General features: G+C 73.2%; 16 protein-coding genes, 1 tRNA gene and 1 pseudogene. 7 read left to right on the top strand and 11 right to left on the bottom strand.

Annotated features, from left to right (window positions below; all coding sequences use genetic code 11):
- Positions 1-88 precede the first annotated feature (88 nt).
- Positions 89-4915, top strand: a complete 4827-nt coding sequence (locus AC07C1_RS09690) for a hybrid sensor histidine kinase/response regulator (RefSeq protein ID WP_478938064.1) — start codon at positions 89-91, stop codon at positions 4913-4915.
- Between the two features lie 60 nt (positions 4916-4975).
- Here AC07C1_RS09690 and AC07C1_RS09695 read toward each other — a convergent pair whose 3' ends face one another.
- The gene (locus AC07C1_RS09695; protein ID WP_478938066.1) at positions 4976-5557 is read right to left on the bottom strand and encodes a TetR family transcriptional regulator; all 582 of its coding nucleotides are present in this window, start codon (positions 5555-5557) and stop codon (positions 4976-4978) included.
- Positions 5558-5691: 134 nt separating this feature from the next.
- Here AC07C1_RS09695 and AC07C1_RS09700 point away from each other — a divergent pair, with 134 nt between their 5' ends.
- Complete coding sequence (locus AC07C1_RS09700; RefSeq protein ID WP_478938067.1) at positions 5692-6915, top strand: MFS transporter; 1224 nt, start codon at positions 5692-5694, stop codon at positions 6913-6915.
- A 540-nt stretch (positions 6916-7455) separates the two neighbouring features.
- Here AC07C1_RS09700 and AC07C1_RS09705 read toward each other — a convergent pair.
- From AC07C1_RS09705 to AC07C1_RS09725, 5 genes are all read right to left on the bottom strand, one after another.
- Positions 7456-9111, bottom strand: a complete 1656-nt coding sequence (locus AC07C1_RS09705) for a long-chain fatty acid--CoA ligase (protein ID WP_478938068.1) — start codon at positions 9109-9111, stop codon at positions 7456-7458.
- Between the two features lie 103 nt (positions 9112-9214).
- Complete coding sequence (locus AC07C1_RS09710; protein WP_478938069.1) at positions 9215-9808, bottom strand: SigE family RNA polymerase sigma factor; 594 nt, start codon at positions 9806-9808, stop codon at positions 9215-9217.
- A 169-nt stretch (positions 9809-9977) separates the two neighbouring features.
- Complete coding sequence (locus AC07C1_RS09715) at positions 9978-11144, bottom strand: lipid-transfer protein (protein WP_478938070.1); 1167 nt, start codon at positions 11142-11144, stop codon at positions 9978-9980.
- On the bottom strand, positions 11141-11617 hold the full coding sequence (locus AC07C1_RS09720) for a hotdog family protein (RefSeq protein WP_478938411.1): 477 nt from the start codon (positions 11615-11617) through the stop codon (positions 11141-11143). Before AC07C1_RS09720 ends, AC07C1_RS09715 begins: the two co-directional genes overlap by 4 nt.
- Before the next feature lie 92 nt (positions 11618-11709).
- Positions 11710-12633: a bifunctional MaoC family dehydratase N-terminal/OB-fold nucleic acid binding domain-containing protein gene (locus AC07C1_RS09725; protein WP_478938071.1), complete on the bottom strand. Its 924-nt coding sequence runs from the start codon at positions 12631-12633 to the stop codon at positions 11710-11712.
- 291 nt (positions 12634-12924) lie between these two features.
- Between AC07C1_RS09725 and AC07C1_RS09730 the strand changes: the two genes are divergently transcribed.
- Positions 12925-13803, top strand: a complete 879-nt coding sequence (locus AC07C1_RS09730) for a bifunctional DNA primase/polymerase (protein ID WP_478938072.1) — start codon at positions 12925-12927, stop codon at positions 13801-13803.
- A 178-nt stretch (positions 13804-13981) separates the two neighbouring features.
- Here the strand turns inward: AC07C1_RS09730 and AC07C1_RS09735 are convergent, their stop codons facing one another.
- Entirely contained in the window at positions 13982-14650 is a 669-nt protein-coding gene (locus tag AC07C1_RS09735; protein WP_478938073.1) for a hypothetical protein, read from the bottom strand.
- Between the two features lie 210 nt (positions 14651-14860).
- Between AC07C1_RS09735 and lepB the strand changes: the two genes are divergently transcribed.
- Positions 14861-15496, top strand: a complete 636-nt coding sequence (gene lepB, locus AC07C1_RS09740; protein WP_478938074.1) for a signal peptidase I — start codon at positions 14861-14863, stop codon at positions 15494-15496.
- Between the two features lie 76 nt (positions 15497-15572).
- Here the strand turns inward: lepB and AC07C1_RS09745 are convergent.
- From AC07C1_RS09745 to AC07C1_RS09760, 4 genes and pseudogenes are all read right to left on the bottom strand, one after another.
- Positions 15573-15662: transfer RNA gene (locus AC07C1_RS09745), tRNA-Ser, on the bottom strand.
- Positions 15663-15965: 303 nt separating this feature from the next.
- Positions 15966-16866, bottom strand: a pseudogene (locus tag AC07C1_RS09750) (GNAT family N-acetyltransferase).
- 155 nt (positions 16867-17021) lie between these two features.
- Complete coding sequence (locus tag AC07C1_RS09755; protein ID WP_478938075.1) at positions 17022-17654, bottom strand: LysE family transporter; 633 nt, start codon at positions 17652-17654, stop codon at positions 17022-17024.
- Between the two features lie 345 nt (positions 17655-17999).
- Positions 18000-19550 (bottom strand): S1C family serine protease, encoded by a 1551-nt coding sequence (locus tag AC07C1_RS09760; RefSeq protein WP_478938076.1) that lies wholly within the window; start codon positions 19548-19550, stop codon positions 18000-18002.
- Positions 19551-19780: 230 nt separating this feature from the next.
- Between AC07C1_RS09760 and AC07C1_RS09765 the strand changes: the two genes are divergently transcribed.
- The 3 genes from AC07C1_RS09765 (at position 19781) to AC07C1_RS09775 (ending at position 22516) form a co-directional block, all read left to right on the top strand.
- A complete protein-coding gene (locus tag AC07C1_RS09765) occupies positions 19781-20608 on the top strand; it encodes a glycerophosphodiester phosphodiesterase (protein WP_478938077.1) in 828 nt (275 codons plus the stop codon).
- A 72-nt stretch (positions 20609-20680) separates the two neighbouring features.
- Positions 20681-21334 carry an ATP-binding protein gene (locus AC07C1_RS09770; RefSeq protein WP_478938078.1) on the top strand — a complete coding sequence of 218 codons (654 nt, stop codon included), beginning with the start codon at positions 20681-20683 and terminating at the stop codon, positions 21332-21334.
- Positions 21335-21526: 192 nt separating this feature from the next.
- The gene (locus AC07C1_RS09775) at positions 21527-22516 is read left to right on the top strand and encodes a DUF5926 family protein (protein WP_478938079.1); all 990 of its coding nucleotides are present in this window, start codon (positions 21527-21529) and stop codon (positions 22514-22516) included.
- Positions 22517-22669 lie beyond the last annotated feature (153 nt).

A 22669-nucleotide genomic window follows, 5' to 3' on the forward strand; every position in this document is an offset into this window, starting at 1 on the left:
TTAGACTCCCTCGCGTGACACGTCGCGGGCCGGTTGGCAAGATGGCCCGAGCGGTCGGCAAGGTGCGGTAACAGGGAGGAAGCGTCTCGTGAGCAGCAGGCCATCCCGAGGCGCTGCTCGCCTCGCAGCCATACTCGACGCGCTGCCGGACGCGTTGGTCCTGGTCAACGCCAACGGAACCGTCGTCAACGCCAACACCATCGCCCTGGAGGCCTTCGAGGCTCCGGGGACCGCGCTCGTCGGGCGCGGGCTCCTCGATCTGCTGCCGCACTTCGACTCCAGGCTCATCCCCGGGTCCATGCGGCGTCCCGATCACATGGACCCGCGCGGGCGGACCAAGCCGACGCGGATGATCGCGCGGCGCACCGACGGGACCGAGTTCCCGGTCGAGGTCACGAGCGCGAACCTGGAGAACGGGCAGCAGGCGTACGACGGTTACGGCTACACCGGTGACGAGCTGCTGATGCTCGTCGTCCGGGACCTGTCCGGCACCGTCGACACCGAGGCGGAGCTGGCCCGGTCGCAGCGGCAGACGGAGATGATTCTGCGGGCCGCGTCGGAAGGGGTCGTCGGGACCGACACCGACGGGCGGATCGTGCTCGTCAACCCGGCCGCCGCCCAGATCCTGGGCTACCGGGCGGGTGAACTGGGCGGCAAGGAGCTGCACACTCTCGTGCTGCACTCGCGCGCCGACGGCACCCCTTTCCCGTACGACGAGTCCCCGCTCGCCGACACCCTGCGCTCCGGGCGCAAGCACCGGGTACGCGGGCAGGTGCTGTGGTCCAAGGGCGACGAGAAGGTCTCCGTCGACCTGACCACCGCTCCCGTGCGCGACGGCGATCAGCTCGTCGGCGCCGTCATGACCTTCGCCGACCGCCGGCCGTACGACGCCCTCGCCGAGGAGAAGGCCGCGCTGGAGAAGGCGCACGCCGAGGAGCTGGAGCGGCTCTCCGAGGAGCACGCCTCCGACCTGACCGCCCTGCGCCAGCAGCACGTCACCGAGCTGGAGGAACTCCGCGCGGAGCACGCGGAGGAGCTGGGGTCCGGCGAGGAGCGTTACGCCGCGCTGGCCGAGCGGGAGAAGGACCGGTACGAGGCCCTCGCCGGGCGGCACGAGCAGCTCCTCACGCTGCTCGGGCAGTCGCTGCGCGGCCCGCTGGACGAGCTGCGGCGCGAGCTGTCCGCCCTCGCGGCCGATGACGCGGGGCAGCTGTGGCCCGAGGCCAACCAGGTGCTGCACCACCTGTCCGCCGGGTACTCGCGGATCACCACGCTCATCGACAACGTCCTCGGGTACCAGCTGCTCGACACGGGCAGCGAGACCATCACCCGGACGAACGTGATGCTGGACGCCGTCGTCGCCGCCGGTGTGGACGGGGCCGTGGAGCTGATCGGCCCCGGGCGGGTGCAGTTCGCCGTACACGCGCCGCCCATCGAGGCCGAGGTCGACCCGCAGCGGCTCGCCACCGCGCTCGCGCATCTGGTCGCGGATGTGGCGGGGGTCGACGCGACCGGCAACACGCCCGTCTCCGCGGGCGGTTACATGGACAACACCGTCGTGGTGGCCGCCGCCCAGCGCGGTGAGGTCGCGCGGATCGAGGTGCGCGGGCCGTACGCCGGCGGAGACCCGGTGCACGAGCCGATCGTGCGCGGGATCGTGCGCGCCCACGGTGGGGTGCTCCAGACGCACGAGGTGCCGGGCATGAGCGGCAGCGCGTATGTGCTGGAGGTGCCGCTCGGCGGTGGCGCCGGGGCGGTCGCCGCGCAGGTTCCGGACGCCGGTGAGCCGGCGTCGGAGGAGGCCGCCGCGGGCGGGCAGAGCGCCGGCGGTACCGGTGGCGGACGGCGGCGGGCCCGGCGGGCCTCCACGGACGCCTTCCTGGAGAGTGACGTGCCCGGCGCGGGCGACGCCGCCGGTGAGGACGCCTCCGTGCCCACCGGGCGGCGTCGCCGGCGTGCCGGTGCGCCCGCCGGGGAGGTCGCCCTGGTGGTTCCGGCCGAGGGCGCGGAGGCCGCGTCCGGCGGGACCGGGCGGCGCCGTGGCCGGGCCGCCGACAACGGTGCCGGTGACGGCGAGGGTGTGGCCGAGGGTGCGGTGATGACCGCCGCCGAGCATGCGGCGGGGGCCGCCGCCTCCAATACGGGACTCGGCGGTACGGTGCCGCCGCAGGGCGTGCCCGGGCCCACGGGCCGCCGTGCCCGCCGTGACTCCGGCGCCCCGCAGGCGGCCCTGCCGCCCGCCCGGCCCGCGGTCGGCAGCGGGCCGACGCCGGGTGCGGTCGCCCTTCCGGGCCCGCAGGCGGCTCCGGGTGCGGTGGCCGTTCCGGGTACGGACATGGCTCCGGGCGCGCAGGACGCTTCGGGCACGGAGGCCACTTCGGCCGAGGGTGCGCAGCCGACCGGGCGACGCCGGCGTGCGCTGGCCGCCGCGGCGGAGCGTGCCGCGGCCCAGGAGGCGGGCGGCGCCCGTACGGTCTTCGCCCTGCCGCCGGCCGAGGCCGACCGCCAACCGGAGTCGGCGAACACGAACACGGCCACGAACACGGCCACGGCCACGGCGGCGACGAGCGGGGTGGCGGCACCGGGTGTGCCCGTCGGACCGGGCGCGGGTGTGCCGGTGGGGCCGGGTGCCGGTGGCCCCGTAGCCCCGGGTGCCGTTGCGCCCGTCGGTCCGGGCGTCGGTGTCGGTGTCGGTGTCGAAGGGCAGCCGCAGGTCACCGGGCCGGTTCCCGGCACCGTTGCCGGCGCTGTTCCGGGTGCGGTCGCCGGTGCCGTTCCAGGGCCGGAGGCAGGGGCATTCCCCGGGCAGGTGCGGATGCCCGCCCGGATGCCCGTGTCCGGCGAGGGCGTGCCCGGTGACGACGGCCGGCACGACGCCGTACCACTCGACCAGGCCGAGGACCACACCCCGCCGCAGCCGCACCCCACCAGCGCGCCGACCGGCCGGCGCCGCCGGGCCGTGGGCCAGCCGGCCGAGGCCGCCCAGCCCGTCGCTCCGGGGACCGTGCCCGGGGAGGCAGCGGCTGCCATGCCGCCCGCATCCGCGCCGGCGGCTCCGGGACGAACGGCGCCTACCGCCGCGCAGCCCGCGCCGGTACCCGCGCCCGGTCAGGCGGCTCATCCTCAAACCGTTCCGGCTCCGGCCGCTCCGGGTCCGGTCACCCAGGGCGCGGCGGTGCCGTCGACTCCCGGTCAGGGAACCCCGGTTCACGGCGTTCCGGCGCAGGGCACGGCCGGGCAGGGCATCCCCGTCCAGGCCGGTCCCGCCGCACCCGCGGGGCAGACGCCGACTCCGGCCCCGGTGTCCGGGCAGTCGGTGCACCCCGGTATCCAGCCCGGTGTCCAGCCCGGCGTCGCCGTACCCGGTCAGCAGGTGGCCGCCCACCCCTCGGTCCCCGGGCCGGGCACCGTCGGCCGGCCCGTACCGGCGGCCCCCGCCCAGGCACAGCAGGCGCCCGCGGCACAGCCCGCCGCCCCGCCCGCCGGTACCCCGGTGGCGCCCCCGGCCGCCCAGCCGTTGCCGGCGGAGTCGGCCACCGGCACCACCTCCGCGGGCACCGTCCCTCAGCAGTGGCCCGGTACCGACGACACCTCCGGCGCGGGCACGCCCGTACCGCAGGCCGGCCCGGCCGGTACCCCGGTCCCCGGCACCGCGCTGCCCGCGGAGCACGCCGGTGTGCGGCCGCAGCGAGCCGCGCAGCCGTTGCCCGCCGAGGCCGCGGGAGCCGCAGGAGCCGCGGCCGACCCGAACTCGACGCAGGGGCGGGCGATCAGTGTCCGGACGCTGGGGCAGGGCGTGCCGTTCGCCCGGCAGGCCGCGCAGGTCCAGCAGCCGGCGGCGACCCCGCCTCCGCACGCGCCGGGCGGTTCCGGCCGCCGGCGCAAGCTGGGCACACCCCCGGACCCGGCCACCCGCCCCGAGTCGCAGGCGGAGCAGGCGGCCCGGCCGCACCCGCCCGCCGAACCGGCACCCGCGCAGCCGTCGCTCGGCGGGCAGGCGCCCGTGCCGCAGGCGTCGTCGGCCGGGCAGTCCCGGCTCGCCCCGGGCACCGAGGGGGCGGGACGGTCGTACGCCATAGGCGCACCGGAGCCCGACGCCGCCGAGGGGCCCGAGCCACTGGACGGCCCCGGCGGGGCCGTCGAGGTGGCGGACACCCCGCGGCCGCAGCCGCTGGACGACGAGCTGCCCCCGGAGCCGCTGGACAACCCGCGCCGGCTGCTGGTGTGGCCCGCGCCGGACGTGACGACCCAGCAGGCGCTGAGCGACCGTGGCTACCGGCCCGTCATCGTGCACTCGCGCGAGGAGGTCGACTCACAGATCGCGGCCTACCCCGCCGCGCTGTTCGTGGACCCGCTGACCGGGCCCATCACCCGTACGGCCCTCCAGGCGCTGCGCCAGGCCGCGGTGGCCGCCGAGGTGCCTGTGCTGGTCACGGCCGGGCTCGGGCAGGCCACGCGCGAGGCGGCGTACGGCGCCGACCCCGCCGTACTGCTGAAGGCGCTGGCGCCCCGGGACAGCGAGCAGCATCCGCCGCGGGTGCTGCTCATCGAGGAGCACGCGGAGATCGCGCTGGCCCTGACGTCGACGCTGGAGCGGCGCGGGATGCAGGTGGCGCGGGCCGCGAACGACGACGACGCGGTGACGCTGGCGGGTCAGTTCCGGCCGAACCTCGTGGTGATGGACCTGATGCAGGTGCATCGGCCGCGCGCCGGCTTCACCGGGATCATCGACTGGCTGCGTGCGAACGGGCAGCTCAACCGCACCCCGCTCGTCGTCTACACCGCCGCCGTCGACCAGGCCGACCTGCCCAGGCTGGCCTCGGGCGAGACGGTGCTGTTCCTCGCCGAGCGGTCCACCAGCACCGAGGTGCAGACACGGATCGTGGATCTGCTGGCCCGGATCGGGACGAACTGACCGGGACTGATCAGGGCAGGCTGAACAGGGCCGCACTGTTCAGTACGACGCGGGTCCGCTTCAGCGGGCGACGAGTCTGCGGGCCGCCTCCTTGATGGAGGCCCGCAGGCGGTCGCGGTCGGGGTCCTCGGCGCCGGTGAGGATGCGCCGCATCTGGGGCACGACGGCGGTCCAGTTGGCGAGCGCGACCAGCAGGAACAGCAGGTCGCCGGGCGGGATCGCGTCGGTGATCACGCCCCGGGCCTGGCCGTCGGCGATGGCGGCGACCTTGCGGGCGTAGTGCTCCTGGCGCGCCGTCTCGTCGGGCAGCTCGGCGGTGCCGTACTCGATGCCCTCCCAGAACAGCAGGCGCAGCAGTTCGGGGTGGGTGGCGTGGTAGTCGAGGAGGCGGTCGAGCCAGCCCTCGATGTCGTCGGGGTCGACGGGGACGGCCGCCGCGAGGTCGACCATGGACGTGCCGAGGACCTGGGTGAACAGCTCGGCCTTGTTGCCGAAGTAGGCGTAGATCAGCTGCTTGTTGGCCTTGGCCGCGGCGGCGATGCGGTCGATGCGGGCGCCCGCGATGCCGTGCCGGGCGAACTCGGCGACCGCCGCGTCGAAGATGCGGGCCTTGGTGGCCTCGGGGTCCCTCACTGCTGCCATGGGGACAGGGTAGGGCGCCGGGCGACGGGTAACCAACTAGTTGGTTGACGGGGAATGGGACAGGAGGGCAAGCTGTTGGACAGTTCCAACCAACCAGTTAGTTGCGAGAGCCGGCCCAAGGAGCAGCACCGCCCATGCCGTCAGCCACCGTCACCCGCCGGGCACGCCAGGCGCGGGTCCCCGCCCGCCGGCAGCCCTCCGCCGGCTCCTTCTTCCTCCTCCTCATCGCGGTCTGCACCGCCGTCACGGCCGCCAACATCTACCTCGCGGCCGCGCTGCTCCCGCTCATCGCCCACGACTTCGGCACGGTCCCGTCGGCCGTGACCTGGATCGCCTCGGTCGCCCAGTTCGGCTACGCGGCCGGGCTGCTCTTCTTCGCGCCGCTCGGCGACCGCGTCAACCGGCGCCCGCTCGTCGCCGGCCTCTCCGTGGCCACCACGGTGGCGCTGCTCGTCGCAGCGGCCGCGCCCGGCACCGTCGCCCTCGCGGCCGCCGTGTTCGCCGCCGCCGCCGCGACCGTCGTACCGCAGCTGCTCATCCCGCTGGTCGCCGAGCGCGCGCCCGCCGACCGCCGCGCTCGGCATGTCGCGGCCGTCATCGCCGGTCTGTTCACCGGCATCGTCGCCGCCCGCGTCGTCGGCGGCCTTGCCGGACAGGCCTTCGGCTGGCGCTGGGTGTTCGCCGGGTCCGCGGTGCTGACCCTCGCGCTGGGCCTGGCCACGGCGCTGGCCCTGCCGTCGGAGCGGCGCTCGCGGCAGGGCGGGCTGTTCGCGGGCATCGCCGAGCTGCCGGGACTGCTGCGCCGCTCGCCCGACCTGTGGCGGGCGTGCCTGCGGCAGGCCGGGATGTTCGGTGCCTGGAGCGCGCTGTGGACCTCCCTCGCGCTGCTGCTGACCGGCCCGTCCTACGGCCTCTCGACCGCGACCGCCGGGCTCTTCGGCCTCTTCGGCCTGACCTCCAGCGCGGTGGCGCCGCTGGCTGGCGGCCTGGTGGACCGGTTCGGTGCCGCGCGGGTCGTCGGTACCGCCTATCTGCTGGCGGCGGTCGCCGTGCCGCTGTTCTGGCTCGGAGGACACGTCCTGGTGGCCCTGTTCGCCGCCGCGATCGCCATCCACGCCGCCCTGGTCGCCTCCCATGTGGCCAACCAGACCCTCGCCCTGACCACGACCTCCACCCCGGCCACCGCCAACACCGCCTACGTCGTCTCCGGCTTCGCCGGCGGCGCCCTCGCCTCGGCCGCCGCGGGCCCGGCCTTCGGCCACTGGGGCTGGGCCGGCGTGTGCGCGGTGGCGGGGGTGTGGCTGGTGATCGGCTGGGTGGCCACGGCGACTCGGCGCGGCGAGCCGGGACGGCCGTGACGCGGCCCAACCGTGCGACGCGCCCCGGGCCGTAAGGCCCGGGGCACGCGCCTTCGACGACCGGCTTTTCGGGCAGGTGCTCGGCGGGTGACAGCAGGGGGCGGCACTCAGCGGGCGACGACAGCGGTGCTCGGCGGGAGACGACAGCCGTGCTCAGCGGGTGACGACAGCGGTGCTCGGCGGGTGACAGCGGACGGTACTCGGCGGCTTACGCGGGCCGCACTCGACGGCCGAGAGAGGCGCCACTCGAACCGCGGGCCGCACTCGACGGCCGAGAGAGGCGCCACTCGAACCGCGGGCCGCACTCGACGGCCGACAGCAGGCGCCACTCAGCAGCCAGCGGCGCGCGCCACTCGAACCGCGGGCGGTACTCGACGGCCGACGCGGGCGCCACTCAGCAGCCGGCAGCGAGCTGTACCCCAAGCGCGGGCGGTACTCGATGCCGACCGCGGTGATGCCCACAGCCGACAGCGCGCGCACTCGGCCGCCGAGAGCGGCGTACACCGGGCGGGAAGGGTGCTGTCCGGCGTACGGCCCCGGTCAGAGCCGGGTGACGTCCAGCTCCCCCTCCGCGTACTGCCTGCGCAGCACCTTCTTGTCGAACTTGCCCACGCTCGTCTTCGGCACCGCCGCGATCACCGTCCAGCGCTCGGGCAGCTGCCACCTGGCGATGCGGGCCTCCTCCAGGAGGAAGGTGCGCAGGGACTCGAAGTCGGTGCTCGCGCCTTCCTTGATGACGACCGTGGCCAGCGGGCGCTCGCCCCACTTCTCGTCGGGTACGGCGACCACGGCGGCCTCGGTCACGTCCGGGTGGGACATCAGCGCGTTCTCCAGCTCGACCGAGGAGATCCACTCGCCACCGGACTTGATGACGTCCTTGGCGCGGTCGGTGAGGGTGAGGAAGCCGTCCGGGGAGATGATGCCGACATCTCCCGTCTTCAGCCAGCCGTCCGCGCTGAACTTGTCGGCGGGGCGCAGCGGTTCGGCGTCGGGACCGTTGTAGTAGGCGCCCGCGATCCACGGACCGCGCACCTCCAGCTCGCCCGCCGACTCGCCGTCCCAGGGCAGGCGTTCGCCGCCGGGTCCGGTGAGGCGGCCCTCGACGCCGGCCGGGAAGCGGCCCTGGGTGAGGCGGTAGGCGAACTCCTCCTCGGTGCCGACCGCATGGGCCGGCGGACGGGCCACCGTGCCCAGGGGGGAGGTCTCCGTCATGCCCCAGGCGTGGCAGACCCGCATGCCGAGCTTGTCGAAGGCCTCCATCAGGGAGGGCGGACAGGCCGAGCCGCCGATGGTGACCTGGGTGAGGGAGGAGACGTCACGCGGCCTGTCGTGCAGCTCGGCGAGCAGGCCCTGCCAGATGGTCGGCACCGCTGCCGCGTGGGTCGGCTTCTCCCGCTCGATCATCTCGGCGAGCGGCGCGGGCTGCAGGAAACGGTCCGGCATCAGCATGTTGACGCCGGTCATGAAGGTGGCGTGCGGCAGGCCCCAGGCGTTGACGTGGAACTGGGGCACCACGACCAGCGAGGTGTCCTGGTCGGACAGGCCCATCGACTGGGTCATGTTGACCTGCATGGAGTGCAGGTAGATCGAACGGTGGCTGTACACCACGCCCTTGGGGTCGCCGGTGGTGCCGGAGGTGTAGCACATGGCGGCGGCCTGGCGTTCGTCCAGCTCCGGCCAGTCGTAGGTGGTGGGCCGGCCGGCGATCAGCTCCTCGTACTCGTGGACCCGGACGTGCGTGCCGTCCAGCGGGGAACGGTCGCCGGGCCCGGAGACGACGAGGTGCTCGACCGTCGGCAGCTTCGGCAGCAGCGGCGCGAGCAGCGGGATCAGTGAGCCGTTGACGATGACGACCTTGTCGGCCGCGTGGTTGACGATCCACACCAGCTGCTCGGCGGGCAGCCGCAGGTTGAGCGTGTGCAGCACCGCGCCCATGGACGGGATCGCGAAGTACGCCTCGACGTGCTCGGCGTTGTTCCACATCAGCGTGGCCACCCGGTCGTCGCCCCGGACGCCGAGTTCGTCCCGCAGGGCGTTCGCGAGCCGCACCGCGCGCGCACCGGCCTCGGCGAAGCTGCGCCGCTGCGGCTCGGCCTCCCCGGTCCAGGTGGTGATCTGCGACCGTCCGTGCACCTGTACCCCGTGTACGAGGATGCGGGTGACAGTCAGCGGTACGTCCTGCATGGTGCTCAGCACGGCGTCCTCCCGGGCGACATTGCCTACGCGGCGGTAGAGATTGCGCTGATTCTGCGCACATACCGCGCGGTATGTCACTAGCGGGAGAGAAATTGAGCCCTGGCTAACGCGCCAGCACCAGCTCCGGGTCCTCACGCAGTTTGCCGAGCGCCCGGGACACCGCCGACTTCACCGTGCCCACGGAGACCCCGAGCACCTCGGCGGTCTGGGCCTCGCTGAGGTCCTCGTAGTACCGCAGGACGACCATCGCCCGCTGCCGCGCCGGCAGCTTCATGACCGCCCGCCACATGGCGTCGTGCAGCGCCTGCCGCTCGGCCGGGTCGTCGCCGCCGGGCACGGGCTCCGGCTCGGGCAGCTCGTCGCAGGCGAACTCCTCCACCCTGCGCTTGCGCCACTGCGAGGTCCGCGTGTTGAGCAGCGCCCGGCGCACATAGCCGTCGAGGGCCCGCTGGTCCTCGATCCGCTCCCACGCCACATAGGTCTTGGCGAGCGCGGTCTGCAGCAGATCCTCGGCATCGCTGGGGTTCGCGGTCAGCGAGCGCGCGGTACGCAGCAGGACCGGCTGGCGGGCCCTCACGTACGCCGCGAACGACGGATACGTGGGCGTCCCGCCGCTCGAGCGGAGCCGGGAGCGGGAAAGGCTCTGTCCTGCTGGTGTGGCGGCGGCCGAGGCGCTGGTGCAGACGGCTGTGGTCATGGCTCCACGCTAGAAGCGGGCCCCGGCCCGGCGGATCGGCCGCAGGTCCCGAAGGGGAGTCCCCCTCAGGTTGTAGGGGTGGGGCCGGCCCCACCTCCTGAAGGTGGACGGCGAATCCACCCGGTCTGCGGGTCCGACCCTGATTCCGTGTGCGGGTCAGGCCCCGGACTCAGCCGTCCGCCACCAGGACGAGGGCCGATGTCGGCACCCCGGTGCCGGCCGTCACCAGGGCCCGGGCCACCCCCGGTATCTGGTTCACCGCCGTGCCGCGCAGTTGACGCACGGCCTCCGCCACGCCGTTCATCCCATGCAGATACGCCTCCCCGAGCTGTCCCCCGTGCGTGTTGAGCGGCAGCCGTTCCTCGGCGACGAAGTCCGCCGCCTCCCCCCTTCCGCAGAACCCGAACTCCTCCAGCTGCATCAGCACGAACGGTGTGAAGTGGTCGTAGAGGATCCCCACCTCGATGTCGGCGGGACCGAGCCCGGATGTCCGCCACAGCTGGCGGGCCACCACCCCCATCTCCGGCAGAGCGCTCGGATCGCCCCGGTGGAAACTGGTCATCTGCTCCTGTGCCCGGCCGGCTCCCTGGGCCGCGGCCGCGATCACGGCGGGCGGACGCGGCAGGTCACGGGCCCGCTCCACGGACGTGACGACGATCGCCTGGCCGCCGTCGGTCTCCTGGCAGCAGTCCAGCAGCCGGAGCGGTTCGACGATCCAGCGGGACGCGGCGTGCTCGGCGAGCGTGATCGGGCGTCCGTGGAACCAGGCCGCCGGATTGGTCGCCGCGTGCCTGCGGGCCACCACGGCCACGTGCCCGAACACCTCCGGCTTCAGCCCGTACGCGTGCAGATACCGCTGGGCCGCCATCGCCACCCAGGAGGCGGGCGTGAGCAGACCGAAGGGCAGCGCCCAGCCCAGCGCCACACCCTCCGCCGACGGCTCCCGGTGCTGCACACCGGCGCCGAATCTGCGGCCCGAGCGCTCGTTGAAGGCCCGGTAGCAGACCACCACCTCCGCGACGCCCGTCGCCACCGCGAGCGCCGCCTGCTGGACGGTCGCGCAGGCCGCCCCGCCGCCGTAGTGGATCCGGGAGAAGAAGGACAGCTCGCCCATCCCGCAGGCCTGGGCCACCGTGATCTCCGGACTGGTATCCATCGTGAACGTCACCAGCCCGTCCACATCGGCCGGCGTGAGACCCGCGTCGTCGAGCGCGGCGCGCACCGCCTCCGCCGCCAGCCGCAGCTCGCTGCGCCCGGAGTCCTTGGAGAACCCGGTGGCCCCGATACCGACGATCGCCGCCCGTCCGCCGAGGGAGTCCCGGGCACGCAGGCTCATGGGGTGACCTTCGGGTGGGAAGTGGGGTTCGGGGCGGGATCGGCTGTCGAGTCGGTGGCGGGTTCCCGTGTCCGGCCCGCAAGCGGTACCGGCGCCGGTACCGTGACCGTGACCGTGCCCGTCACATGTCTGCCGATGCCGTTGGCGCCGACGACACGCACGGTGGCGGTGTCGCCGTGGACCGCTTCGATCGTGCCCGTCAGCACCATCCTGTCTCCCGGGTAGTTGGGCGCCCCGAGTCTGATGGCGACCTTGCGGAGCACCGCCGTCGGGCCGAAGTGGTCCGTGATGTACCTGCCGACCAGGCCGTTCGTCGTCAGGATGTTCATGAAGACGTCCGGCGACCCCTTCCGCCGGGCCAGCTCCGCGTCATGGTGCACGTCCTGGTAGTCGCGGGAGGCGATCGCCCCCGCCACGATCAGCGTGCGCGTGAGAGGGATCTCCAGCGGGGGCAGCTCGGCGCCCACCGTCAGGGCCGTCGTCATGTCCCACTCCCCACTCCTGCTCGACTCACCCGGTCACTGGTTGCCGGTTACCTGGGCGACTCCGGACGCGAGAGCCCATGTCATCCCTCGCCTTCGACGACACGGAAGACCGGCAGGACCAGTGCGCCGTCCTCGTCCTCGTCCTCGTAGGTCCGGAACTCCACCCGCACCGGCAGCCCGATGCGCACCCTGTCGTACGGCACCCCCACCACGCCGCTCACCATCCGTACGCCCTCGGCGAGTTCGATCAGGCCGACGGCGTACGGGGGGTCGAAGGCCGGAAAGGGCGGGTGGTGCATCACCACGTACGAGTACACCGTGCCCGCGCCGCTCGCCTCGAGCGTGTCCCAGTCCAGGCTGCCGCAGGCGTTGCAGCCCGGCAGCCAGGGGTGGCGCGGGGTGCCGCAGTCCATGCAGCGCTGGATGAGGAGTCTGCGCTCGGCCACGCCCTGCCAGAAGCCCGCGTTGTCCCGGTTGACCACCGGGCGGGGACGCCGCGCCCTGGATCCGGTGCGCGTGGGGGCGTACTTGAGGACGCGGAAGCGGTGCGTGCCCACCACGTCGCCGCCGACCCGGACGTCCGTGCGGGTCGTGACGAAATACCCCGTGCCCAGCTTCGTCGTCTTGCGGTCGGAGACCGACTCGATCACCGAGTCGAACGTGATCTCGTCGCCCGGGCGCAGGGGCCGTAGATACTCCTGCTCGCAGTCGGTGGCCACCACGGACGTGCACCCCGAGGCGTCGAGCAGGCCGAGCAGTTCGTCGTAGGCGCCCGTGCGGCCCCCGTGGCCGGAGAGGCCTCCCATCGTCCAGGCCTGGAGCATGGTGGGCGGGGCGATGGCGTCCGGGCCGCAGTACGCCGGATTGGTGTCGCCCATGGCCTCGCACCAGTGCCGGATCATCGGCGCGTTCACCGGGTCCTTGCCCACGCCGGCGACGGCGGCCGGGAGCCCCTCGTACGCCTTGAGCCGCGCACCCGGCTCTTGCGGATCCACCTCTGCCATGGTCACCCCCTTCCATTTCTGACTGTCCGTCAGGTGATGGGCGGGTGTCAAGCCGGACGGCAGGAGGCGGGAGCTGGACCGCAGGGTGCCGCCACGGCCGCTCCGGGGACCGTGCACCCGGAAAACGCGCGGACGTGTTGCGACCCTGAAGCACACCCCGCGAGGGCCGCCTCCTCAGAAGGAACCTCGCCCGAGGCGTCGTTCCGGCGCCTTTCCGGCCAACTTCCCCGCCGCGGCGCGCCGGGACCGACCCCTCTTCCCTTTTTCGAACGTACGTACGAACATGGAGTCATGGCCACCATCGACCGGCAGGCCACGACGCTGGCCCTCGCACACGCCCTGTCAGCCGCCGAACGCGGTCTGGCCGTCATCCCCCTGTCCCGGACGAAACTCCCGGCCCTGCGCTCACCCCACCGCGCCGACCCCGATCCGGCACGACCGCCCTGCCGCGGCGAATGCGGCCGCTTCGGCCACGGCGTGTACGACGCCTCCACCGACCCCGTCCGCATCCGCCGGCTCTTCGCCGCCGCGCCCTGGGCCACCGGTTACGGCATCGCCTGCGGGCTCCCCCCGTACCACCTGATCGGCGTCGACCTGGACACCAAAACGGGCACGGACTCCTCGGTCGCCCTGCGCGAGCTGGCCCTGCGCCATCTGTTCGCGATCCCGGAGACGGTCGTCGTCCTCACCCCGAGCGGCGGCCGGCACCTGTGGCTGACCGGCCCGCCGGACCTGGTCGTACCGAACTCGGCCGGCCGTCTCGCCCCCGGCATCGACATCCGGGGCGCCGGGGGCTACCTGGTGGGCCCCGGCTCCCGCACCGGGCACGGCGTCTACGCCACCGCCCCCGGCACCGCGCACCTGGCCCCCGCCGCCTGCCCGTCGTCCCTGCTGCGCCTGCTCCTGCCCCCGCCCCGCAGCGGCCACCCGGGCGCACCCACACCCGCACCCGGCGACCACGGCCGCGGCCTGGTCCAGTTCGTCCTCTCCGCCCACGAGGGCCAGCGCAACACCCGCCTGTTCTGGGCGGCCTGCCGCGCCTACGAGAACGGCATCGGCCCCGCCCTGGCCGGCCCTCTGACCGAGGCGGCCCTCAACACCGGCCTCACCGAGCGCGAGGCCCGCGCGACGATCGCCTCGGCGGCCCGGATGACGGGGCACCGGCCATGAGGTCCGCTCACCGGCGAACACCCGGTGGGGGGAAGGGGCGCCATCCGAGAGTGCGAAGGTGCCGCCGGAGGACGGGAGGGTGTTACCGGAGGACGTATGGGGTGCCGCCGTACGACGGCGTACGGGGTGCCGCCGGACGGAGTGAAGGGTCCCGCCCGACGACGTCGGGGACGGACGGCTACGGCGCGTAGACCTGCTCGAGGCGGTCGATGGAACCGTCGGCGCCGGTCTCGTACTTGAACACCAGGCCGGAGTCGGGGTGCGCCTTGGCCCAGTCGATCAGCTCGTTCACACCGATGCGCCGGTTCTCGCTGCTGTCGGTGACGGGGTTGGTGGCGGTGACGTACGCGGCCTGGTCGAGAGCCCAGCGGCTGTCCTCGCCGGTGACGACGAACGGCGCGCCCCCGCCGTCCGTGCCGGAGCACCCCCAGGCACCGTGCTGGATGACGAGGTTCACCTTGCCGGTGCTGCCGTCGAGTTCCTCGACGCGGTAGAGGGCGAACTCGTCGGGGTCGACGTGATCCGGATCCGGCGCCTCACTCACGCAGTCGGCGGCCGGTGCGCTGGTCTCGGCCCGTCCGGTGACCTTGGCGGCGGGCGTCGCGGTCACGCCGCCACCCGAACCCACCGGAGCCCCGCCCTTGTCCTCGCCCCCGCTCACACTCTTGCCGCCCTTGTCGTCGGCGGCCTTTCCGGCCTTGCCGGGCGCCGAACCGGCCGTCACGCCGGCGCTCGGCGTGCCGTCGGCCCTCGCGTCGGGGGCGCCCCCCTGGCAGCCGGTGAGCACGGCGGCCAGCGCGACGGCCGCGAGTGTGACGACGACGGGTCTGCGGCGATGGGCATTCATCTGGGACGTCCCCCCTGATCACGGGCGGCCCGACCGGCCGCAGCCGGTCCCGGACCGTAACGCCCGGCTGGGCGCGACCGCACCACCGAAACAGCCTGTGTCACGGACTCGGGACAGTGCCGTCACCAGGCACGGACCACGTGCGTTTCCGCCCTGGGGCCACATAGCCTCTGCTGGCCCGCACAGCCGTCGGGCGGTTCAAGGGGAGGGATGCTCATGCGGCAGCGAAGAGTGATCGGCAGGTTGAGAGATGCGGCCTGGGTGTTGGCACCACTCGGGTTGGCTCTTCTGGCGGGGACCATCGTGTACACCCTCGCGAACTACAAGATGGCCACCATCATGGGCGACTCGATGAGACCCACGTACCACCAGGGCGATCAGGTGTTCGTCGAGCGGATCGACGCGAGCGAGATACGCCGGGGCGATGTCCTGCTCATCGAGGCACCCGAGCACTACGGGGGCAGGCCGCTGCTGCGGCGGGTCATCGGGATGGGTGGCGATCACGTGGCGGGAGAGGGGAACCGGGTCACGGTGAACGGGAAGCCGGTCAATGAGCCGTATGTGACGGACGGCGAAGAGAACATGATGGTCAGTCCGTATGACGTGAAGGTGCCGGACGGACGGTTGTTCCTGCTGGGCGACCACCGGGCGAACGCCAACGACTCGCGGTTCCACCTCAACGAGCAGTCAGGCACCGTCGCGGCCTCTGGAGTGCAGGGACGAGTGCTGGAGCACTCCGCCGTACCGACGGTGCTGGTGACGCTTGGGAGCCTCGGGATCGTGCTGGCCCTGGCCGGTATCGGAGGCTACGTAGTCAGACGACGTGCCCGGAAGCCCTCTGTCTGACCAGGGTGCCGCCGCACGGCAAAGCTCATCCCCGGGCGGCCCCTGACTGTTCCTTCTGGTCAGGGGCCGTTTCCGCTGGCGGTGGGTGTGGGATTTGAACCCACGGTGACATCGCTGCCACGACGGTTTTCAAGACCGTTCCCTTAGGCCGCTCGGGCAACCCACCTCGCTCGCGCCCACCTGGGACGGAGCGGGTACAGCGTACCGGGACCGGGGCGGATCATGGGGGTGTGGTCCACACAGGGGCCCACTGACAGGCGAGAAGGGCCCGCACGCGCAGCGAAAAGGGGCAACCACCTCCGCCCGGCCGCCCCGGCACTCCCCCTCGGCCGCCCCTGGGCCCGACTCGTCATGCCTGCGGGCAGCAGCCCGAGCGCACTGTTCGCTGCTGCCCGCAGGTCCCACCCTCGCGCGGGAGAGGTGACCCCGCCACTCATGCGCCGCCCCCTCGAGCGAGGAGGACACCCTTTCACTGTCCGGCAGACCCCTGACCGACTCGCGGTACGGCACTCGAGAATTCGTACACGGCCCAGTCGGTGACCGGGACGTATCCGATGCGTTGGTAGAGGGCGTTGCTGGTGGGGTTGGCGGGGTCCGCGAAGAGCACGACGTCCGTCGCGCCCGCGGTCAGCGCGGCCCTGCTCACCTCGACCGTCACGGCACCCGCGTAGCCACGGCCCCGGAGGTGGGCCGGGGGTGTACACGGGGTCCACCCGGATCATGCCGCCGACCAGCGAGGTCGAGCCTGCCATGGAGACGGGAGTGCCGTCCGGGGTCTCCCAGAACGTGAAGTGTTTGTCGGCGAAGCGTGAGCCGGCCCAGGAGCCGGTGTCCACGGCGGGGACTTCTCCGACGGTGTCGACGAACTCGCCGCACCAGCGCACGACTTGCTCGTGGTCCTGTTCGCCCAGGGCTCGCCCCCGGCCCTCCGGGCGCGGCTCCGGTGGGGTGAGCGTGCCGAGGCGGTACAGACGGATCCGCTTGCTGAACGTCGGCGCAGCGCCGGTGTGCCGCTGCCATGCCTCGGCGAAAGCAGTGGCGGTGGCGTGGTCCGCGCTGACGTAGGGAAGGGAGTGCCCGAGGGCGGCCAGGTGAGCGGCGAGGGTGTCGGCATGCTCGGGGGTGAGGGGGGTGATGCTCACGCCGCGGGACGGGAGGCGGTAGAAGGTGGCGCGGACCCTGCCCGCTCGCTCCAGTCGGCCGAAGACGGGGGCCTGGGCGCCGCCGTATGCGTTCGCTCCGTGTGTGCGCAGTTTCTCGGTCACCGTCAGCGCCATGGTGTGCAGGGCGGCCCGGGAGCGCAGGAAGTCTCCGGCTCGGGCGAGGAAGTCGTCGACGTCTTCGGTGAGGTGCCAGTCATCCGGTCGCATGCCTCATGATTTCCCATGCCGTGTCGTGGCGAGGTGCTGTCGGAGATCGAGGCGTTGCTGGGGACCGGGCGGTGGCGCGTTCGGGTTTCTGGGCGGCCATGACCTCATCGCCATGCTCGGGTCATCGCAAGACGCCGACTCGCCGGCCGGATGAGTCAGTACGGCGCGAGGAGCATGCGGACGCCGAGTGCGGTGATCACGGTGCTGGAGGCCATGGCGGTGATGAGCCGCCCGCGGCTGCCGGTCAGTAGCCGGCCCAGCAGTGCTCCACCGACCGCGAGAAGCAGTTGCCAGCTGGCCGACGCCGCGAAGGCGGCCACCACGAAGGCGGCCTTTTCGAGGGGGTCCGGTGCCGCCGAGGTCTGGCTGCCGAGCACCAGAGCCGCGAAGTAGATCACGGTGAGGGGATTCATCATGGTGATCCCCCACAGCCCGACATAGGCCCGCGCTGGGCCGACGTGGGCTTCCTCGGTCCGGGTCACCGTCCGCGGCCTGTGGTGGCGGATGATCGCCGTGGCCGCGCCGTGGGCCGCCAGGGCGATGACGACCACGGCGGCGGCCCAGCGCATGGGGTGCGCGATCGGTTCGATGGCGCGGGTCAACGCCGAACCTCCGATCATGGCGATCAGCGCGTAGAGGCCGTCCGCGGTCGCGACACCCAGTGCGGCACAGGCGCCGGTCCTCAGCGAGGTCCGAGCGGTCAGCGCCACCAGATACGTCCCGACCGCTCCCACGGGCATGGCGATGCCGTACCCGGCGAGGAGCCCCGCGACCAGGACCGCGCTCATGCGTGAACGGGCGTCGGTCTCCGCGGTCGGCCGGCCTGCTGCTGGACGCGCACCGATCGGACGGCGGCGGTCGGCGGCAGGAAGACGGGCGTCGTGGTCATGGGCCGATCCTGGCGGCAGTGCGCCGGCCCGGACAACTCGTTTTCCGGAGGTGGGTCGTGCGGTGCCGCGGCGCGACAGCGGCACCGAGGGGCCTCGCGGGCGGATCCCGCGGCACCGGGTACCCGAGTGGACGGACTCCGCGGCACCAAGTACCCCGGGGGCGGCGCGACTCCCCCAAAAAAGCAGCCGTAGGGGCACCCCTCCCCGAGAGGCACCCCTACGCGCGCGTACCGGGCGTCGGTGTCAGCTGTCGCCCTGGCGGGCGCCCAGCGTCAGGTCGACCGTGTGCTCCTGGCCGCCCCGCTTGTAGGTGATCGTGACCTTGTCGCCCGGCTCGTGGGTCCAGATCTCGCCGATCAGGGTCGGGCCGCTGTCGATCACGTGGTCGTCGAGCTTGGTGATCACGTCCCCGGGCTTGAGGCCGGCCTTGTCCGCCGGGCCGCCCGACTCGACCGCCGCGGAGCCGCTCGTACCCTGGTCGGTGATCTTCGCGCCGTCGGAGGAGTCCTCCAGGGAGACGGACGCGCCGATCTTGGCGTACACCGGCTTGCCGGTCTTGATCAGCTGCTGGGCGACGTACTTTGCCTGGTTGATCGGGATGGCGAAGCCGAGGCCGATCGAGCCGGACTGGCCGGAGCCGAAGCCGCCGCTGCTGCTGGACTGGATCGCCGAGTTGATGCCGATGACCGCGCCGGAGGCGCTCAGCAGCGGGCCGCCGGAGTTGCCCGGATTGATCGACGCGTCGGTCTGCAGGGCGCTCATGTACGACGCCTTGCTGCTGGAGCCGCCGTCGCTGGAGGCCACGGGGCGGTTCTTGGCGCTGATGATGCCCGTCGTCACCGTGTTGGACAGGCCGAAGGGGGCGCCGATGGCGATGGTCTCGTCGCCGACGGCCACCTTGTCGGAGTCGCCGAGGGCGAGCGGCTTGAGGTCGGACGGGGCGTTCTTGAGCTTGATGACGGCGACGTCGTACCCCTGTGCGTGGCCGACGATCTCGGCGTTGTACTTCTTGCCGTCGGGGAAGGTCGCCGTGAGCTTGCCGCCGTCCACCGCCTCGGCCACCACGTGGTTGTTGGTGACGATGTGGCCCTGGGTGTCGAAGACGAACCCGGTGCCGGTGCCGCCCTCGCCGTTGCTGCTCTCCGCCTCGATGGTGACCGTGCTGGGCAGTGCTCTGGCTGCCACGTTGGCGATCGTGCCGGGCGCGCGCTTGACCTGTGAGGCGCTGTTGTCGGAGGCCGAGACGGTGGTGGAGCCGCTGCTGTCGTTGTCCTTGGCCAGGGTGTAGCCGAGGCCGCCACCCAGGCCGCCCGCGGCCAGCGCGGCCACCAGGACCGCGGCGACCAGCCCGCCGCGCCCGCTGCGCGGCTTGGGGGCGGGCTGCTGGTACGACGCTCCCCAGCCGGCGCCACCCGCGCCGCCGCCCGCGCCACCGGCGCCGCCCGCGCCACCGGCGCCGCCCGCGCCACCGGCGCCACCCGCACTGCCGAAACCACCGTAACCGTCGGCACCGCCGTAACCGCCGGCACCACCGTCGCCGTAGGACGGCGTGGACGGCGGCGGGGGCGGCCAGGAGCCGTCCGGGACCGGGCCGGACGGGCCCGCCTGGTGCGCCGGGCCCGGTCCGGCCGCGACGGCCGGGGCCGGGGCGTCCTGGGGAAGCGGTGGAAGCGGAGCCGTCGGCGCGTCCCCCTCGGGCGTGTGGCCCTGCGGGGAAGCGGCGGGAGAGGCCACCGGCACCGGAGGTGCTGACGGGGCCTGGGGTACCGCGTTGCCCTCGTTCTCGGTGCTCACAGCTCTTCTCCTCGATCCACGCCTGTTGTCGTCGGTCACACTCGGTCCGTAGTCAGCTTTTCCCATGGGCCGTCAGAGCACCATAAGCCGTGGCTGTGCGTCCGGGACCTCTCTTTACATGGGACCTTTTGAACAAAAGTTACATAAACGAGCATGGTGTATGCGCCCGTTCGTCGCACGCCCGCGCCCGCGACGCCACGCGTACCCGGCGGCGGTGGCACCATGACGCGGTGACCCACGCACCACAGCACTCCATCCAGGTCGTCGCCCACAGGGGCGCCTCCGAAGACGCGCCCGAGCACACGCTCGCCGCCTACCGGAAGGCGATCGAGGACGGCGCGGACGCCCTCGAGTGCGATGTACGGCTGACCGCGGACGGCCACCTGGTCTGCGTCCACGACCGGCGGGTGAACCGTACCTCCAACGGCCGCGGCGCCGTCTCCGCGCTGGAGCTGGCCGATCTCGCCGCGCTCGACTTCGGCTCCTGGAAGACGCGCGAGGCCTGGCGCGGGCGGGACGAGGAGCCCGACTGGGAGAACCGGCCCGAGGACCCCGCGGCCACCTCGGTGCTCACCCTGGAGCGGCTGCTGGAGCTGGTCGCGGACGCCGGGCGGCGGGTGGAGCTGGCCATCGAGACCAAGCACCCCACGCGCTGGGCGGGCCAGGTCGAGGAGCGGCTGCTGGCGCTGCTCAAGCGGTTCGGCCTGGACGCACCGGCCGCCGCCGCCGAGTCCCCGGTCCGGATCATGAGCTTCTCGGCACGTTCGCTGCACCGCGTGCGTACGTCCGCGCCGACGCTGCCGACGGTCTATCTGATGCAGTTCGTCTCCCCACGGCTGCGCGACGGGCGGCTGCCCGCGGGCGTGCGGATCGCGGGCCCGTCCATCCGCATCGTGCGCAACCACCCCACATATGTGGAGCGGCTGAAAGAAGCCGGTCACCAGGTCCACGTGTGGACCGTGAACGAGCCCGAGGACGTCGACCTGTGCCTCGGCCTCGGCATCGACGCCATCATCACCAACCGCCCACGCGCGGTGCTGGACCGGCTCGGCCGCTGACGCGCCCACCGCGGGACGGTGACGGCCACCGGGAGTGCTCCGGCGCGTTCGGTCCGTGTTCGACCGTTTCGAATGCGTCGGCACAGGGGGACTGGCCGGTTTCCGGTACAGGCCAATGGGGCATCCACACCGTGGCGTGGGGCAAAGGAGGTTTCGGGGGTGGCGTTGGTGGTGGCACAGGAGGTGCCCACGTCGTCGAGCATGGCCGTGCCCCATGGCCCTGCGGGCGTGGGCGAGGCGCGGCATCGGATGCGCGCGCACCTGCGCGGCGGGGGCGTATCGGAACCGGTCATCGACGATGCCGTACTGATCCTTTCCGAGCTGTTGAGCAATGCCTGCAAACACGGGCGGCCGCTCGGCGACGCCCTGGCAGGCGACGGCGACGTCCGCGCCGCGTGGCGCGTCGACGCAGGGGGCCGGCTCATCGTCGAGGTGACGGACGGCGGCGGCCCGACCCGCCCGGCGCCGGCCACGCCGTCGGTGACCGCGCACGGCGGCCGGGGACTGAACATCATCACGGCGCTCGCCGACGACTGGGGTGTGCGGGATGACGTCCGGGGCGAGGTGACGGTCTGGGTGGTGGTCCACGAGGACGTCCACGACCCCGATGCCGGGTGCCGCCCCGACGGGTTCGCTACGCGCGTCACCACGCCCTCGCTTACGGACATGGCCGGCCTGGACTTCGCGGACGCCTCCTTCTCGGACGCCTTCGAGGAGCTGGACTGAACCGCCGGGGTCACCCGGACCGCGCCGCGCACCGGGCCGGGCTCCGCAACGCGCCGGGACCCGCGGATGGCCCACAGGTTCATACCAGTGGCGTCGAGCGTGCGTGCGTTGTCCACAGGTTCCCGTCGGTCATGGCCTGAACGGCTAGGCTCCGCCCGTACGAGAAGAGCCGTAACCGGGGAGACATCCACGATGGCCAAGAAGCGACCCCAGACGAAGGCCAAGCGGCCGCAGCTCAGCGACGGGGCCCGCGCCGCAGGCGCTGATGGACAGGTTCCGGTTGTCGGCGCCCGCGAGCCCTGTCCCTGCGGCAGCGGCCGGCGCTACAAGGCGTGCCACGGCCGGGCGGCGGCGCACGCCGCGACCGAGCTGGTGCACCGCCCGTTCGAGGGACTGCCGGGCGAGTGCGACTGGGTGGCCCTGCGTGAGCTGGTACCGGCCGCGACGGCCGAGCTGACCCTCAAGGAGGGTCTGCCGGAGGACGTCCCGTCGGTCACCCTGGCCACGGTGCTGCCGATGGCCTGGCCCGCGCTGCGCCGCGACGACGGCTCGGTCCTGATCGGCCTGCAGAACGACACGGCGTCCGGCGACATCAGCCGCGACCTCGCCGACACCCTCCAGCGTGCGCTGGTGGCCGAGCCCGGCACCCCCGTGCAGGCCCGCCGCGCCCCCGTCGGCGGTCCCCGGCTGCAGGACCTGCTCGATGCCGAGGCCCCGTTCGAGCCGGTCGTGCACAGCGGTTTCGAGTTCTGGGTGCCGGACGCGGAGAACGCCACCCCGGAGGTGACCGCCTCCCTGGAGCGGGCCAACGCCGCCGCCATCCCGACGGTGAAGCTGGCCGGCGTGGACGCCGCGTACTGGTGCCGGACCCCGGAGAAGAACCACCTGCGCTGGGTGATGCCCCATCCGGAGGAGCAGCTTCTGGACGCTCTCGCGCGGCTGCACGCCGTGGGCCGCTCCAGCCTCGGGGACGGCACCCGGCTCGTGGGCTCCTTCCGTGCTCACGGCCTCACCGTGCCGGTCTGGGACCTGCCGAGCGAGGTCACGGCGGAGGACGTGGAGAAACCGGCCGCCGAGTTCGCCGAGCGCCTCGCCGCCGCTCTCGCCGTCCAGGAGCCGCTCACGGCGGACGAGCGCCGGGCGCGCGGCGGGCTGACCAACCGGCAGGTCACGCTCAGCTGACGTCCCACGCGCGCGCGTCGCGGCTGACCGGTCGGTCAGCCGCGGCCGCCGTCCGCGCCCAACGGGGCAACAGGGACCACTAGCCCCCGGGCCCGGGGACACAGTTGGCCCCAGACCCCCGCCCCACTTGAGCACCCCCCCTCGCTTTTTAAC

The organism is Streptomyces sp. NPDC045022 (assembly GCF_056432605.1).